The sequence below is a fragment of the Geobacillus sp. 46C-IIa genome, from assembly GCF_014679505.1.
In the GTDB taxonomy this organism is placed as follows: domain Bacteria; phylum Bacillota; class Bacilli; order Bacillales; family Anoxybacillaceae; genus Geobacillus.
This window is the reverse complement of sequence record NZ_CP061474.1, coordinates 1,367,914-1,380,709: the sequence shown is the minus strand read 5'-3', so window position 1 is coordinate 1,380,709 and position 12,796 is coordinate 1,367,914. Positions and strand designations below refer to the sequence as shown.

The following is a 12,796-nucleotide window of genomic DNA, read 5'->3' as shown; positions in this document are numbered from 1 at the left end:
GGTGCATTTAGGAAGGAAGAGGGCGGATGCGGCCCATTGCCCCCTCCCAGTCAAACAACCACCGGCTTCACTGTTTTTCACTGACGGATTTTATCCAACTCACTATATAGTTCGTTTACAAGATCTTCGCCGAATTCTTTCGCATATTTTTCAACGACAGGTCGAATGATCTCAGCCATTTTTTGGCGTTCTTGATCGCTGACTTCATTAATTTTCACGCCGGTCTTCTTCAACTCATCCAATGCCTTTTGATCCTCTTCACGGCTCAGCTGCCGTTGATATTTCCCGGCTTCGATCGCAGCATCTTGCAAAATCTTTTGTTCTTCAGGTGACAGCGTATCCCAGAACTTCTTGCTGACAAGGAACACAAACGGGGTATAAACATGTTTGGTCAAGCTTAAATGTTTTTGCACTTCGTAAAACTTGTTCGACTTAATCGTCGCCAACGGATTTTCTTGGCCATCAATCGTATGGCTTTCCAGTGCGGTGAACACTTCCGAGAAAGGCATTGGCGTCGGATTGGCGCCAAGCGCTTTAAATGCATCAATATGCACTTCGTTTTGCATCGTCCGTAATTTCAGTCCTTTAAAGTCATCCGCTGTCTCGATGGCACGTTTGTTATTCGTTACATGACGAAATCCGTTTTCCCAATAGCCAAGCCCTATCAGCCCGTGTTTCGGCAGCTTCTCCAACAGTTTTTTGCCTATCGGCCCGTCTAAAATGGCATCCGCTTCTTCGGCCGTATTAAAGAGAAACGGAAAATCGAAAATGCCAAATTCCTTAATCATCCCAACGAGCGGCGAAGTCGAAGGAATCGTAATTTCTTGCGTGCCGGCTTGAAGCGCTTCGGTCATTTTTAAATCATCGCCCAAAGTGGCACTAAAGTACGTTTGGACTTTCATTTTTCCGCCGCTTTTTTCTTCCACAATTTCTTTGAATTTAAGCAACCCTTGTCCCTGAGGGTGATCTTCGTTTAAGCCAATGCCTGCTTTAATCACCCGTTGCTGAATCCCCTTCGCCTCGCCTTTAGCTGCATCTCCCCCCTGGGTCGTTTCCGGGCTGCAGGCAGTTAGGAAAAGCAAGCCTATAGCCACACAGCCAGCCATCATCTTTCTGAGTACAATCCTCTTTTTCATCGATTTCACAACCCCTTCTAGTTATAAGTGACGTTTATCAATTGCCCACAAACCACCCAAGCGGCACGGTGACAAGGGACGGAAACAAAATCAGCAGCAACAAAACCAACACTTCCGCCAATAAGAACGGCCAAATCCCTTTCATGATGTCTTCCATCCCGATTTTCCCGACTCCGCAAGCGACGTTTAGCACCGTGCCGACCGGCGGGGTGAGCAGCCCGATGCAGTTGTTTAGAATAAACAGCACCCCGAAGTACACCGGATCGATCCCTGCTTTTTCAATAATGGGCATTAACACCGGAGTCAAGATGAGCACCGTCGGCGTCAAATCCATCGCCGTCCCGACCAACAGCACCAATGCATTAATGGCCAACAAAAGCATCAACGGATGATCTATAAACGGCGCCAGCACATCCGTGACAATGGCCGGAATGTTGGCGACAGTGATCAACCATGCGGACACCATGGCCGCCGCCACCAAAAACATGACGACACTCGTCGTTTTCGACGCCGCCACGAGCACGTGGAACAAATCGCGGACTTTTAGTTCGCGGTAAATGCACAAACCGACAAACAAGGCGTAAAACGCGGCCACCACCGCGGCCTCCGTCGGCGTAAACACTCCTCCGCGCAGCCCACCGACAATAATCGCTGGCAACAACAGCGCCCAAAACGCCTCGCGGGTCGCCCGCCAAATGTCTTTCGCCGACTGGCGTGGAAGGACGTCCACTTGATCTTTTCGAGTCACCCACCACCAGCAAACCGCCAACGTGATTCCAAGCAAAATGCCCGGAACGATGCCGGCCATAAACAGTTTCGTGATCGACACCCCGCTTGTGACCCCGAAAAGAATCATCGGAATGCTCGGCGGAATGATCGGAGCAATGATGCCGCCTGCGGCAATGAGACCCGTCGAACGGTTGCGGTTGTATCCAGCTTTGACCATCATCGGGATGAGAATCGCCCCGAGCGCCGCTGTATCAGCCACCGCTGAACCAGACAGGCCGGCAAACAAAATGCTGGCGATAATGGCGACATACCCCAGCCCGCCGCGGATGTGGCCGACAAGCGCCAAGGCAAAGCGGATGATCCGCCTTGAAATGCCCCCGGCGTTCATCAGCTCCCCAGCGAGAATAAAGAACGGAATGGCCATCAATGGAAAGCTGTCCGCCCCGCTGATTAAATTTTGCGCGATGATTTGCGTATCAAAAATATTTAAGTAAAACATGAGAGCGACCCCGCTCACAAGCAGCGCGAACGCGATCGGCATCCCAAGCGCCATCACACCAAGCAGCGATCCGACAAACACCACCAACGCCATCTACCTCTCACCTCCGACGACGCCCTGTTTCCGTTCCTGCGGCGCCTCTGTTTCTTCACTGTGAGCAACGGCGATGAGCTCTTCTTCCGACTCTTTCATTTTCGTCAGCTCATCAATCGCACCCGGACGAAAGAGAGCTTGATAGATATGAAACAAGACAATGATGCCCATGCCGATGCTCACAACAAGCCCGGTTCCATAAATAAACGCCATCGGCAGCCCAGTCGCCGGGGCCCGGCTTCCGATGCTGCTAAGCGTAATTTTCCAGCTCCCATCAAGAAGCAGGTAGAGCACGTAAAGCACAATGACGTTGCTGATAACAAAAACCATCTGCTTGGCGCGGGGCGGCAGTTTCCTAAGCAGCGTATCGACGCCTAAATGGTCGTTGTCCTTCAGGGCGCCAATGGCCCCGAAAAACGACATCCAAATAAAGAGGAAGCGAGACATTTCTTCCGACCACGTAATGCCGGAGTTAAATCCATAGCGCAACACGACGTTGCCGAATACTAAAATACACATGAGGGCAAGCGTTGCCGCCATCAGTACATTCAAAGTTGTATCCAAGAGCTTCCCAATCCTTCTCAACAATTCAATCACCCTTTTGACTCTAGCTTAGTTTATTTCGCCTCTGCTTTAATTCTCTTATATAAATCTTCAGCCCAATCGTACTTCTTGAACAACTCATCATACAGCGGTTGTACGGCCTCTTCCATTTGTTTCTCGAATTCGCTACTAGGGGTCGTGAATTTAATGCCATGCTCTTGCAAAAACTTCTTATCTTCTTCGTAGCTTTTTTCCATCAACTCAAATTCATAATTTGCCGCCTCTTTGGCTGCTCCTTGAATGATTTTCCGTTGCTCGTCGGTCAGACTATCCCAAAACTTTTTATTGACCACATACACATTCGGGCTAAACATATGCTTCGACTCTAATACATCTGTTTGGACTTCATACCAACCCGAGGCTCGTAATGTAGCGATTGGATTATCCTGTCCATCTACTACCTTTTGCTCTAAGGCGGTGAAAACCTCCGAAATCGGCAGCGGGGTGACGTTTGCTCCTAGAAGTTTCCCAATCGTAATATAATTCGGGATGTTTGGCATTCGCAGGCGTAATCCTTTAAAATCATCGATTGAGTCAATCGTTCTATTAGATGAAAACATCCGGAATCCGTTTGCACTCCACGCGAGCGGAACAACGCCATGTTTTGTCTCCAGCTCTGCAGTGATTTCCTTTCCGACCGGGCCGTTCAGCACTTTCTTTACATGTTCAAAATCTTTAAATAAGAACGGCCATTCTGGAACCCCCATTTTCGGTATATCATTTTGCATAATCAATCCCGGAATCCCCATTTCAATCGTGCCATTGCGAACACCATTGTAAAACTCCTGCTCTGCCCCTAAAGCGCTGTTAGGGTAAATCTCAACTTTGAGGCTTCCGTTGGATTTTTCCTCAACTATTTTTTTAAACTTTTCACGCAAGGCGACATTTTGTGGGTGGGTTTCGGCAAAATAGTTGGCTACTTTGATCACCCTAGCTCCACCTGATTTTCCGTTTCCGGATGACGAATTTGTTTCTGAACTTCCGCAGCCTGAGAGCAGCACAAACAGTAAAGCGAAAAATAGAGAGAAAATTGCCATCCTTTTCACTAACTACCAACTCCTTTGCAACTTGTTTTTATATAAAATTTAAAGCTAGCCCACAGGAAAAAGTTGATTTTAAGCGCTTTCAAAATATGGTTTTTTACGACTTCCGCAGCAATGGAAAGGAGACTGTTCAAGCGGACATAAGTACAGTTCAATGGTTTTATATAGTAAAACAAGGTTTTAAAAATCATATAAAAAAACAATATAGTTTTATATTATAAAACTATATTTTTTAATGTAGTACATTCGATTTGTTATTTTTATATTAATTTAAACTTTCCGAATAGTCAATAGAAAAGTGGATTTTTCCCCTCCCACTTATATGGGGCATTTGGTTATAAGTCTCGTTCTAAGTTTATTAGGATCAAACTGAAGGAGGACATAAACTCGCCTTTTAAAATAGGCCGCCCTCCTTAACTTATATCCATAACCATAAAAAATACCATCCTTTCGAATACACTATGTCTTCGAAAGGATGGCCCTAATTTTTTCTTATAGTCCCCTTTTACGCTAAAATCCCCTCAATTTTCTCCAGCACCTCTTCGCTTAACGCAACATCGACCGCCTTGACGTTTTCTTCCACTTGTTCCGGGCGGCTGGCGCCGATTAAGGCGCTGGCAACGTTCGGCTGGCGCAATACCCAGGCGAGAGCAAGCTGCGATAACGTAATGCCGAGCTCAGCAGCAACTTTTTCGAGCTGTTCCACTTTCATTAACACTTCGTCATTGAGCAATCCTTGGATGAACGTGTTCGCTTTCGGATCGGCGGCGCGGCTGTCAGCTGGCAACGCTTGCCCTCGTTTGTATTTGCCGGTCAGCACCCCTTGAGCGAGCGGCGAGAAAACGATTTGGCTGATGCCGTTTTGTTCGCACACCGGAATGACTTCTTTTTCGATGTAGCGGTGGAACATGTTGTATTGCGGCTGGTTGACGACGACTCGGTCGAGCAAATAGCGGTCGGCGGTGCCGAGCGCTTCTTGAATTTGCTGGGCTGTCCATTCGCTGACGCCCACATAGAGCACTTTTCCTTGACGGACGAGGTCGTCGATCGTGCGCAGCGTTTCATCGACCGGCGTCTCTTTGTCATAGCGGTGGCAGTAGTAGATATCGACATAATCCAGTTGCAGCCGCTTTAAGCTCGCATGGAGCTGCTCAAACACATGCTTGCGCGATAGACCGCGGTCGTTCGGGCCGTCGCCCATCGGCCAAAACACTTTCGTTGCCAAGACGTACGACTCGCGCGGGTATTTGCGGAGCGCCTCGCCGACGATGTTTTCCGCTTCCCCGCGCGCATACACATTCGCCGTGTCAAACGAATTGATGCCCAACTCATACGCTTTGTCAATGACGCGGATGGCGGTTTCTTTTTCTACGGAATTTCCATATGTAAGCCAGCTGCCTAAACTGATTTCGCTCACCTTAAGCCCGGTGCGGCCGAGTTTTCGGTACTTCATTTTCCTTCCCCTCCCCTTTAATGCAATCAATGCCAAATAGATTACTCTCTCATTATAATCCTCAGCTGTTTCTTTGCAAAGGAATTTGCCTGACTATTCAAAACGATCAGTGGAAGACCGCGCCGCATCCGTCGGCCGTCTGCGGAAACGAGCAAAGAAGCACCATTGATGGAACAGCATGTCCGTCGGCTCATCTTGCAGGCATTTCCCCTCTCTTCCCTCGGCCTGACCGATTACACGAACCCGACGTTTGAGCATTTCGCGCCAAGACCGTTTGATTTTGCGGACATCCACCAGCGCATGAAAGAACTCGAGCGAGACCAGAACGAGACGGAATGCCGGATGGATGCGCGGAAATTTTTAACCGCTTTTTTCTCGAACTGAAACGAATCTAGTGCGTGATGGTACGCCTTTTCAACGTCGAGGGCAGGCCATGGGCTTGCCCTCGTTGCACCAAGGCGCGACGAAGAATCGGGCAGCCATCTCCCTATATCTTCATCACGCCAGCGGCCGACGGGGCTCCCCGCTAGCAGCGAATGAGACAAAATCGTCGGCCGCCGCGAATGTACCGAAGCAACGGCATATCTTCCTCGATCACCTGACCGATGACATTGACTCTATCATCAGCCGGGAGATCGACCAAAGCCATCTGCAATTCACCGGCGTAACGGCCGTACCGTTCGTTGTCAATCGTGATGCTGCCTGTTCGACGAGGCTCGGCGGGGATGGGATGCAGCGCTTCCTGCGGCCATGCAATGGAGCAACGCGATTCAACGGAACGAATTACATCGCGAGCCGCATCGCGCCGGTTCGTATGCACTGTTTCGACCAAAGACAACCAACCTGCTCCAACAATCGGCCGGTAGCGGATGGGGATAACGCCTGACCGCACCCAATCCATGCGCCTAAGCACCCCATCCGATACGGCGAGGTCGCCGATAAACACCTTCTTTATCCCATAGGTTTCCACTAGTTCGATATAGGCGTAGACGGGGTCAGCTTTCCGGTGGGCTTCTAACGTCGGCAACCCTTCATAAAGCGGCCCACGCTTTTTTGCATCACCAGGAATAAACGCGCCGATCGTCTCAATGCCATACCGGCGCAACCGTTGATTTTGCGCCAACATCGTCTCCCCTCCCAGCCCTGTTTCCGGGCGGGGATAAAAATTATGCCATGCCTCCACATTGGATTCGTCCGCTTGATAAGAGGCCAGCTCTTTGCATTCCCGTTCTGTCATCGTACTGGCGTTCAACACGACACTCACTTGTTTGGACAACGAAGCGGCTTCTTTCATAGAAAAGCCGTCATCCAACCGCAGCCCGACAATCCCCCAACGCCCGAGCGCCGCCCCGATGTCGGTGTCGGCTGACAGACGCGCCATGACGGCGGGGGTGGCATCAGCCACGACCCCGATGCCATAGCGGAAAGCAAACTGGCGGATATGATCAAGTTTTTTTCGCTCCCTAAGCTCTTGGCCTTTTGAAACATGCAGCGAGGTGAACAACTGTTTCGCTCCAAACCGCGCTGCAAGCTGAAATGTTTCTTCGATTTGCTCGAGCGGCTGAAAAAGATAAAACGAAAAAGAAAGCATTGTCATCCCTCACTAGATATGCGCCGCCATTTCTTCTTTAAACCCGAACCAATACGTAAATAGGAACCCAAACGTGTACGAAATGACGAGCCCGATGAAATAAATCACATACTTTCCATCCGCAATAAGGGGGATGAGTGACAGTCCGGATACGCCAATGCCAAACGCCGCTGTTTTCATCACTGCTTGAAATGCACCGCCGACGGCCGCCCCAAGGCACGCAGTAACAAACGGCCGCCCAAGCGGCAATGTCACCCCGTACAACAGCGGTTCCCCGATGCCTAAAAATCCAACCGGCAACGCCCCTTTGATAATGTTGCGAAGCCGCTTGTTTTTTGTTTTGACATACACGGCCATCGCCGCCCCGACTTGACCAGCTCCGGCCATCGCCAATACCGGCAGTAGCGGTGTCGAGCCCAATTTTTGAATCAACTCCATATGAATCGGGGTTAATCCGTGATGCAATCCAACCATCACGAGCGGCAAAAACGTTCCGGCCAACACAGCACCAGCGACTACTCCACCGATGTCAAGCACCGCTTTCAACCCGCTTGTAATCGCTAACGACAACCATCCGGCAAGCGGCTGTACCGCGATCAAGGTGAACAGGCAGACGATTAACACGGTAATGAGCGGCGTGACAATAATATCGACCGCATTCGGCACAAACGAACGCACCCGTTTTTCGACTACCGCCATGAGCCAAGCGGCAAGCAAAACGGCAAACAATCCTCCCCTTCCGGGCGTAAGCGCTTCCCCAAATAGTTTGATATCAGCCAGCGCCGGGTTGAATACGAGAATACCGGCAATCGCCCCTAATACAGGGGTGCCGCCAAACTCTTTCGCTGTATTATATCCGACTAACACGCCAAGCGAAGCAAAAATCCCGCCGCCTATCAAAAGCAACAGTTGCAGCCATGTCGTCTGCGGATCCACACCGGCGTTTTTCGCAAAGTTGGCGATGCCGTTAATAATCCCTGACGCCACCAACCCGGGAATGAGCGGGATGAAGATGCTGCCGATTTTGCGAAGCAATCGCTTTAACGGCGTTTGCTGGCGCGCTTTCACTTTTGCTTTTGTCTGCTCTGCGATGTCCTCCATCCCATCTTCGATCACTTCTCCAAGCTCTAGACCGGTAAGCTCGCATAGCGCAGCCGCCACTTTATTGACCACGCCCGGGCCAACGACGATTTGCAAAGTCTCATCCTCAATGACTCCCATGACCCCTTCGATCTGTTTTAAGGCGTCCATGTTCACTTTGCCCGGATCGCGCAGCGACACGCGCACCCGCGTCATGCAATGGGCTATGCGGGTGATGTTTTCTTTTCCTCCAACATGTTGAAGTATTGATGCCGCCATTTGTTGTTCTCGATTCATGATGGTTTCTCTCCCCCTTATTCGTTATTCAAGCGCTTTACGTACAAACCCCTCGGCTTGTTGCAGCCGTTCTTTTGCCTCTTCATAACCACATTGGCGCAAAATCATCACGATCGCTGTTTTCACCTCCCCGTTGGCTTGTTCATAATAGCGTGACGCCTCTTCAGCGCTCACTCCCGTCGTTTCCATCATAATCCGCTTCGCCCGCTCTTTGAGCTTTTCATTTGTCGCCTGCACGTCGACCATCCAGTTGCCGTATACTTTGCCGATGCCAACCATCGAAGCAGTCGAAATCATGTTCAGCACCATTTTTTGCGCCGTTCCCGCTTTTAGCCTCGTTGAACCGGTCAATACTTCCGGCCCTGTTTCGATTTCCACTGCCGCATCGGCATACTGGCTGATGACCGCTCCTTTATTGCAGGCAATGCTTCCGGTCGATGCCCCGATTTGTTTGGCGTAACGAAGTGCACTGACGACATATGGCGTTCGGCCGCTCGCTGCAATGCCAATGACGATATCGTTTTTCGTCAAACCGGCTGCCTGTAGATCACGAACAGCGGCCTCTTCATCATCTTCAGCTCCCTCCACGGCTCTTGATACCGCTTTTATCCCTCCGGCAAGAATCGCCTGCACCATGGATGGTTCAGTTCCAAATGTCGGCGGGCATTCGACCGCATCAAGCAATCCGAGCCGGCCGCTCGTCCCCGCCCCAACGTAAATCAACCTCCCCCCGCGCCGAAATGCAGCGATGACAAGATGGACGATTTTTTCAATACAATCCAGTTGCTTGGATACGGCGACGACCGCCGCTTGGTCTTCTTCATTCATGACGTGTAAAATTTCCCTTGTCGTCATTCCATCCAAATGTTTCGTCTTTTCGTTTCGTTGCTCTGTCGCAAGATGTTCAAACAATTTTGTCACCTCTTTGAATGCAGTAGGAAATTATATTTCATAATTATATTATAAATTTATGAAATAAAATATCAATCTATTCTTTTTTTGTTTGAAACATTCCTACAAAAAAAGCGGGTCCGTCTCAGGCCCGCTTTACCTCCGCAACCGCACCACTTCTTCTCTTGTCTGGTGAAATCGTTCAATCACTCGGCTGCCTACACGATGAAACATGATTACATAGAGCGCATCGATCACGTTGAGCTGCACCATTCTCGATGCCATGCTGCCAATGCGATGGTCTTGCTCAACATCCGGCACCGCAAGTCGAATATCCGCTTCCTTATATAACGGTGATGCCGGATCAAGCTTTGTAATGGCAATGACCGTCGCCTGCTGCTTTTTTGCAAACCGGGCGATCTCCAGGACATCTTTCGTCCGTCCTGACGTCGATATGGCGACGAACACATCTCCTTCTTTCAAATGGGCCACCAGTGGCAGCATCGTATGAAAATCAGGCGATGTTGCCGCCATGTAGCCAAGCTTCGTAAACTTATAACTAGCGTCCACCGCGGCGGCTGCTGAGCCGCCAACTCCGTAAAACACCACCCGCTCCGCTTTCATTATCGCCTCGGCCGCTTTTTCTAACTCGCGCTTATCGAGTGTTGTCGTCGTCGCCTCAATGGCCGCCTTATTCACATAGGTCACCTTCATAAACAGCTCATACGGCGCATTCGGTTTGTCAATGATGGAAAAATCATTAATGTTCATATCCGCCATCGCCAACTCGCGGACAAGTGCCAGCTTCAATCCTGGAAAACTGCCGATGCCGATCGCCTTGCAAAAGCGAACGACGCTCGCTTCGCTTGTATTAGCCGCCCGCGCCAGTTCTTTGGTGGTCATCGTCGAAATCAGCTCCGCATGGCGAAGAATATAGGCAGCCACTTTTTGCTCCGCCGGTGACAATTGCTCAAGCTGCTGTTCGATTTTCGTTAAGATCCCTATTTCATTCATCATGGTCCCATCCTTTCCGGCCACCGTTGCTATCCCCATCTTATCACGGATATCCCTTTGGACTCTACATCATAAAAAACTTGAATAAAAAACATTTGAATTCAAGATATATATTTGCTATGATTAATGATGGGATCATTAAGTAACCAAGAGGGGGAGAATAATGACAATATTCCAACTTGACAAAGCGCACAGCTCGATCACTTTTCAAGTCCGGCATATGATGATTTCCAAAGCAAAAGGGGAATTCACCAACTTCGACGTCGATGTGCAAGGAGATATCAACGCGCTCGAATCGTTGAAAGTAAAGGTAACGGTGGACGCTGCTTCAATCGATACGAAAAACGCCGACCGCGACAACCACCTCCGCTCCGCTGACTTTTTCGATGTTGAGAACCACCCGACCATTACGTTTGTCAGCGACTCGGTGCACAAACTGTCCGACACGGAATACGAAGTAACTGGACAGCTGACGATTCGCGGCGTGACGAGAACAGAAACGTTCAAAGTCGAATACAATGGACAAGTGAAAAACCCGCTCACTGGCGGCATCACCGTCGGCTTTGACGTCGAAGGAACGATCAATCGCGAAGATTACGGATTAGTATGGAACGTCGCGCTCGAAACTGGCGGATTCCTTGTCGGAAAAGAGGTCAAACTCAACGCCAGCTTTGAGTTCGCCCTCAGCTGAACGGCCGCAGCGAAGAAGGTGTCCCGAAGCAACGGGACACCTTCTTTTGTGCTATATACGCAGAACAACATGATGCTGCATCGAAGACGAATCTCCTTTTTGGTCCATCCATCTTTTCTGACGATCTGCACACGAAACGATTTAGACCACGTATTCGGCTGAGAGGCTGAACCTTCGAAGTCAGCCTTTTTCGGCTTCGAAACGAAACCGCTCCGCGATTGGACATTTTGTTTCGCCTCATTGCGCCGTATATCCGCCATCGATCACAACCGCCTGCCCAGTGACGCCTTTCGCTTGTTCGCCTGCCAAAAAGAGAACGTAATGGGCGATTTCTTCCACCGACAAGAGCCGCCGTTGCGGCACGAGCGGGTAAATCACTTCCTCGAGCACCTTCTCAAGCGGCACTTTTCTTGACGCCGCCAAATCGGCAAGCTGGTTGCGGACGAGTTCTGTGTCGACATAGCCCGGACAAAGGGCGTTCACCGTAATGCCGTACGGTGCTCCTTCTAGCGCCGCCACTTTCGTTAAGCCGATCACCCCGTGTTTTGCGCTGTTGTAGGCTGCTTTTCCAGCGAATCCGATCAATCCATTGATTGACGCCATGTTGATGATGCGGCCGTAGCGCTGCTCCTTCATCAGCGGAAACGCATGCTTGATCGCCAAAAACGGGCCGACGAGCATGACGCGGATCAACTGCTCAAACTTCTCGGTCGGAAAATCCTCGATATTGGCGACATATTGCAAACCAGCGTTATTTACGACAATATCGAGGCGCCCCCACCGTTTGACCGCTTCATGGATCGTTTGCTTCACCTCTTCTTCCGCCGTCACGTCACACGTGACGCCGACGGCCTCGCAGCCTAGTTGCCGCAACGACTCTGCCGCCTGTTCCACCTCTTCCTGCTTCAAGTCGGCGAGCACAACTTTTGCGCCGTTTGCTGCCAATGTTTTCGCCACTTCATAACCGATCCCCCGCGCCGCTCCGGTGACGAGGGCTGTGCGATGTTCCATCATTCCCCTTCCCCCTGCTTCATTTGTTTATACACGTCATCGTATTGTTTGGCCAAGTCAAAATCGAGCGTCGTCAACCCTTTGGCCCGCCATGATGACAGCTTCACGGTGATGAGCTTGTAGTCGATCGAAATGAACGGATGGTGGTTCGCATTTTCGGAAATGACGGCGATTTGCCGGACGAACTCGATTCCTTGCAAATAGTCTTGAAAACGGTATTTTTTCACAATCCACCGCTCGTCAGTGAGCTTCCAGCCGTCTGTCTCAGCAAGCAGCGCTTGCACTTCTGTTTCGGTCAGCCGCACCTTTATCCCTCGCTCTCAATATGTTGAAATTTGTCGGCCAGCGAACCCATCGGTCAGCAAACAATCGCGAAAAAATAGTCGCAAGGCGACATCCCATTCACCAGCGCTGGACAAATGAAGGGGGCTCGTGCCACAGGGTACTCCGCCCATTCCGCACCGTCCGTCCCATTGGGCGTCCGCTGAATGTGTATGCCGCTCGTATGAATGCCCGGGTACAGTTTCAAGTCCATTCCTTGATCCGCCAACTTTGCCTCTATTATACCATTAGATGGCTGCAGCTGTCATAGAACAGAGATGCCATCTGCCTACGATGGCATCTCCCTTTTCTGCTTACGAAGACCCGTGTTCGTTTCAAGTTAG

General features: G+C 50.4%; 12 protein-coding genes and 1 pseudogene. 2 read left to right on the top strand and 11 right to left on the bottom strand.

The window, feature by feature from the left end; translation table 11 throughout:
- Nucleotides 1-77: 77 nt before the first annotated feature.
- The 5 genes from IC803_RS07035 to IC803_RS07015 form a co-directional block, all read right to left on the bottom strand.
- A complete protein-coding gene (locus IC803_RS07035) occupies nucleotides 78-1,136 on the bottom strand; it encodes a TRAP transporter substrate-binding protein (protein WP_081208899.1) in 1,059 nt (352 codons plus the stop codon).
- A gap of 37 nt (nucleotides 1,137-1,173) precedes the next feature.
- The gene (locus IC803_RS07030) at nucleotides 1,174-2,457 is read right to left on the bottom strand and encodes a TRAP transporter large permease subunit (protein WP_190304281.1); all 1,284 of its coding nucleotides are present in this window, start codon (nucleotides 2,455-2,457) and stop codon (nucleotides 1,174-1,176) included.
- The gene (locus IC803_RS07025) at nucleotides 2,458-2,997 is read right to left on the bottom strand and encodes a TRAP transporter small permease (protein WP_190304296.1); all 540 of its coding nucleotides are present in this window, start codon (nucleotides 2,995-2,997) and stop codon (nucleotides 2,458-2,460) included. It lies immediately after the preceding gene.
- Nucleotides 2,998-3,074: 77 nt separating this feature from the next.
- The gene (locus IC803_RS07020; RefSeq protein WP_081211293.1) at nucleotides 3,075-4,106 is read right to left on the bottom strand and encodes a TRAP transporter substrate-binding protein; all 1,032 of its coding nucleotides are present in this window, start codon (nucleotides 4,104-4,106) and stop codon (nucleotides 3,075-3,077) included.
- A 502-nt stretch (nucleotides 4,107-4,608) separates the two neighbouring features.
- The gene (locus IC803_RS07015; protein ID WP_190304280.1) at nucleotides 4,609-5,556 is read right to left on the bottom strand and encodes an aldo/keto reductase family protein; all 948 of its coding nucleotides are present in this window, start codon (nucleotides 5,554-5,556) and stop codon (nucleotides 4,609-4,611) included.
- 153 nt (nucleotides 5,557-5,709) lie between these two features.
- On the opposite strand from IC803_RS07015, the pseudogene IC803_RS07010 reads away from it, so the two are divergent.
- Nucleotides 5,710-5,940, top strand: a pseudogene (locus tag IC803_RS07010) (DNA-binding domain-containing protein); the annotation flags it as partial.
- 142 nt (nucleotides 5,941-6,082) lie between these two features.
- Here the strand turns inward: IC803_RS07010 and IC803_RS07005 are convergent.
- From IC803_RS07005 to IC803_RS06990, 4 genes are all read right to left on the bottom strand, one after another.
- A complete protein-coding gene (locus IC803_RS07005; protein WP_081211299.1) occupies nucleotides 6,083-7,147 on the bottom strand; it encodes a MupG family TIM beta-alpha barrel fold protein in 1,065 nt (354 codons plus the stop codon).
- Nucleotides 7,148-7,159: 12 nt separating this feature from the next.
- Nucleotides 7,160-8,524 carry a PTS transporter subunit EIIC gene (locus IC803_RS07000; RefSeq protein WP_081211301.1) on the bottom strand — a complete coding sequence of 455 codons (1,365 nt, stop codon included), beginning with the start codon at nucleotides 8,522-8,524 and terminating at the stop codon, nucleotides 7,160-7,162.
- A gap of 24 nt (nucleotides 8,525-8,548) precedes the next feature.
- The gene (murQ, locus tag IC803_RS06995; RefSeq protein ID WP_081211303.1) at nucleotides 8,549-9,436 is read right to left on the bottom strand and encodes an N-acetylmuramic acid 6-phosphate etherase; all 888 of its coding nucleotides are present in this window, start codon (nucleotides 9,434-9,436) and stop codon (nucleotides 8,549-8,551) included.
- A gap of 135 nt (nucleotides 9,437-9,571) precedes the next feature.
- Nucleotides 9,572-10,429: a MurR/RpiR family transcriptional regulator gene (locus tag IC803_RS06990; protein WP_081211317.1), complete on the bottom strand. Its 858-nt coding sequence runs from the start codon at nucleotides 10,427-10,429 to the stop codon at nucleotides 9,572-9,574.
- Nucleotides 10,430-10,592: 163 nt separating this feature from the next.
- Here IC803_RS06990 and IC803_RS06985 point away from each other — a divergent pair, with 163 nt between their 5' ends.
- Entirely contained in the window at nucleotides 10,593-11,120 is a 528-nt protein-coding gene (locus tag IC803_RS06985) for a YceI family protein (RefSeq protein WP_081211305.1), read from the top strand.
- A gap of 237 nt (nucleotides 11,121-11,357) precedes the next feature.
- Here the strand turns inward: IC803_RS06985 and IC803_RS06980 are convergent, their stop codons facing one another.
- Both IC803_RS06980 and IC803_RS06975 read right to left on the bottom strand, forming a co-directional pair.
- Nucleotides 11,358-12,134, bottom strand: coding sequence for a 3-hydroxybutyrate dehydrogenase (locus tag IC803_RS06980; RefSeq protein WP_081211307.1), 777 nt, complete (start codon nucleotides 12,132-12,134; stop codon nucleotides 11,358-11,360).
- Entirely contained in the window at nucleotides 12,131-12,436 is a 306-nt protein-coding gene (locus tag IC803_RS06975) for a 4a-hydroxytetrahydrobiopterin dehydratase (protein WP_081211309.1), read from the bottom strand. The genes IC803_RS06980 and IC803_RS06975 overlap by 4 nt, the downstream gene beginning before the upstream one ends.
- Between the last annotated feature and the right edge of the window lie 360 nt (nucleotides 12,437-12,796).

Excerpts from the sequence above, each read along its gene's own strand:
- IC803_RS07035 (WP_081208899.1), bottom strand. The coding sequence starts at position 1,136 with ATGAAAAAGAGGATTGTACTCAGAAAGATGATGGCTGGCTGTGTGGCT.
- IC803_RS07030 (WP_190304281.1), bottom strand. The coding sequence starts at position 2,457 with ATGGCGTTGGTGGTGTTTGTCGGATCGCTGCTTGGTGTGATGGCGCTT.
- IC803_RS07025 (WP_190304296.1), bottom strand. The coding sequence starts at position 2,997 with ATGGCGGCAACGCTTGCCCTCATGTGTATTTTAGTATTCGGCAACGTC.
- IC803_RS07015 (WP_190304280.1), bottom strand. The coding sequence starts at position 5,556 with ATGAAGTACCGAAAACTCGGCCGCACCGGGCTTAAGGTGAGCGAAATC.
- IC803_RS07005 (WP_081211299.1), bottom strand. The coding sequence starts at position 7,147 with ATGCTTTCTTTTTCGTTTTATCTTTTTCAGCCGCTCGAGCAAATCGAA.
- IC803_RS07000 (WP_081211301.1), bottom strand. The coding sequence starts at position 8,524 with ATGAATCGAGAACAACAAATGGCGGCATCAATACTTCAACATGTTGGA.
- IC803_RS06990 (WP_081211317.1), bottom strand. The coding sequence starts at position 10,429 with ATGAATGAAATAGGGATCTTAACGAAAATCGAACAGCAGCTTGAGCAA.
- IC803_RS06985 (WP_081211305.1), top strand. The coding sequence starts at position 10,593 with ATGACAATATTCCAACTTGACAAAGCGCACAGCTCGATCACTTTTCAA.
- IC803_RS06980 (WP_081211307.1), bottom strand. The coding sequence starts at position 12,134 with ATGATGGAACATCGCACAGCCCTCGTCACCGGAGCGGCGCGGGGGATC.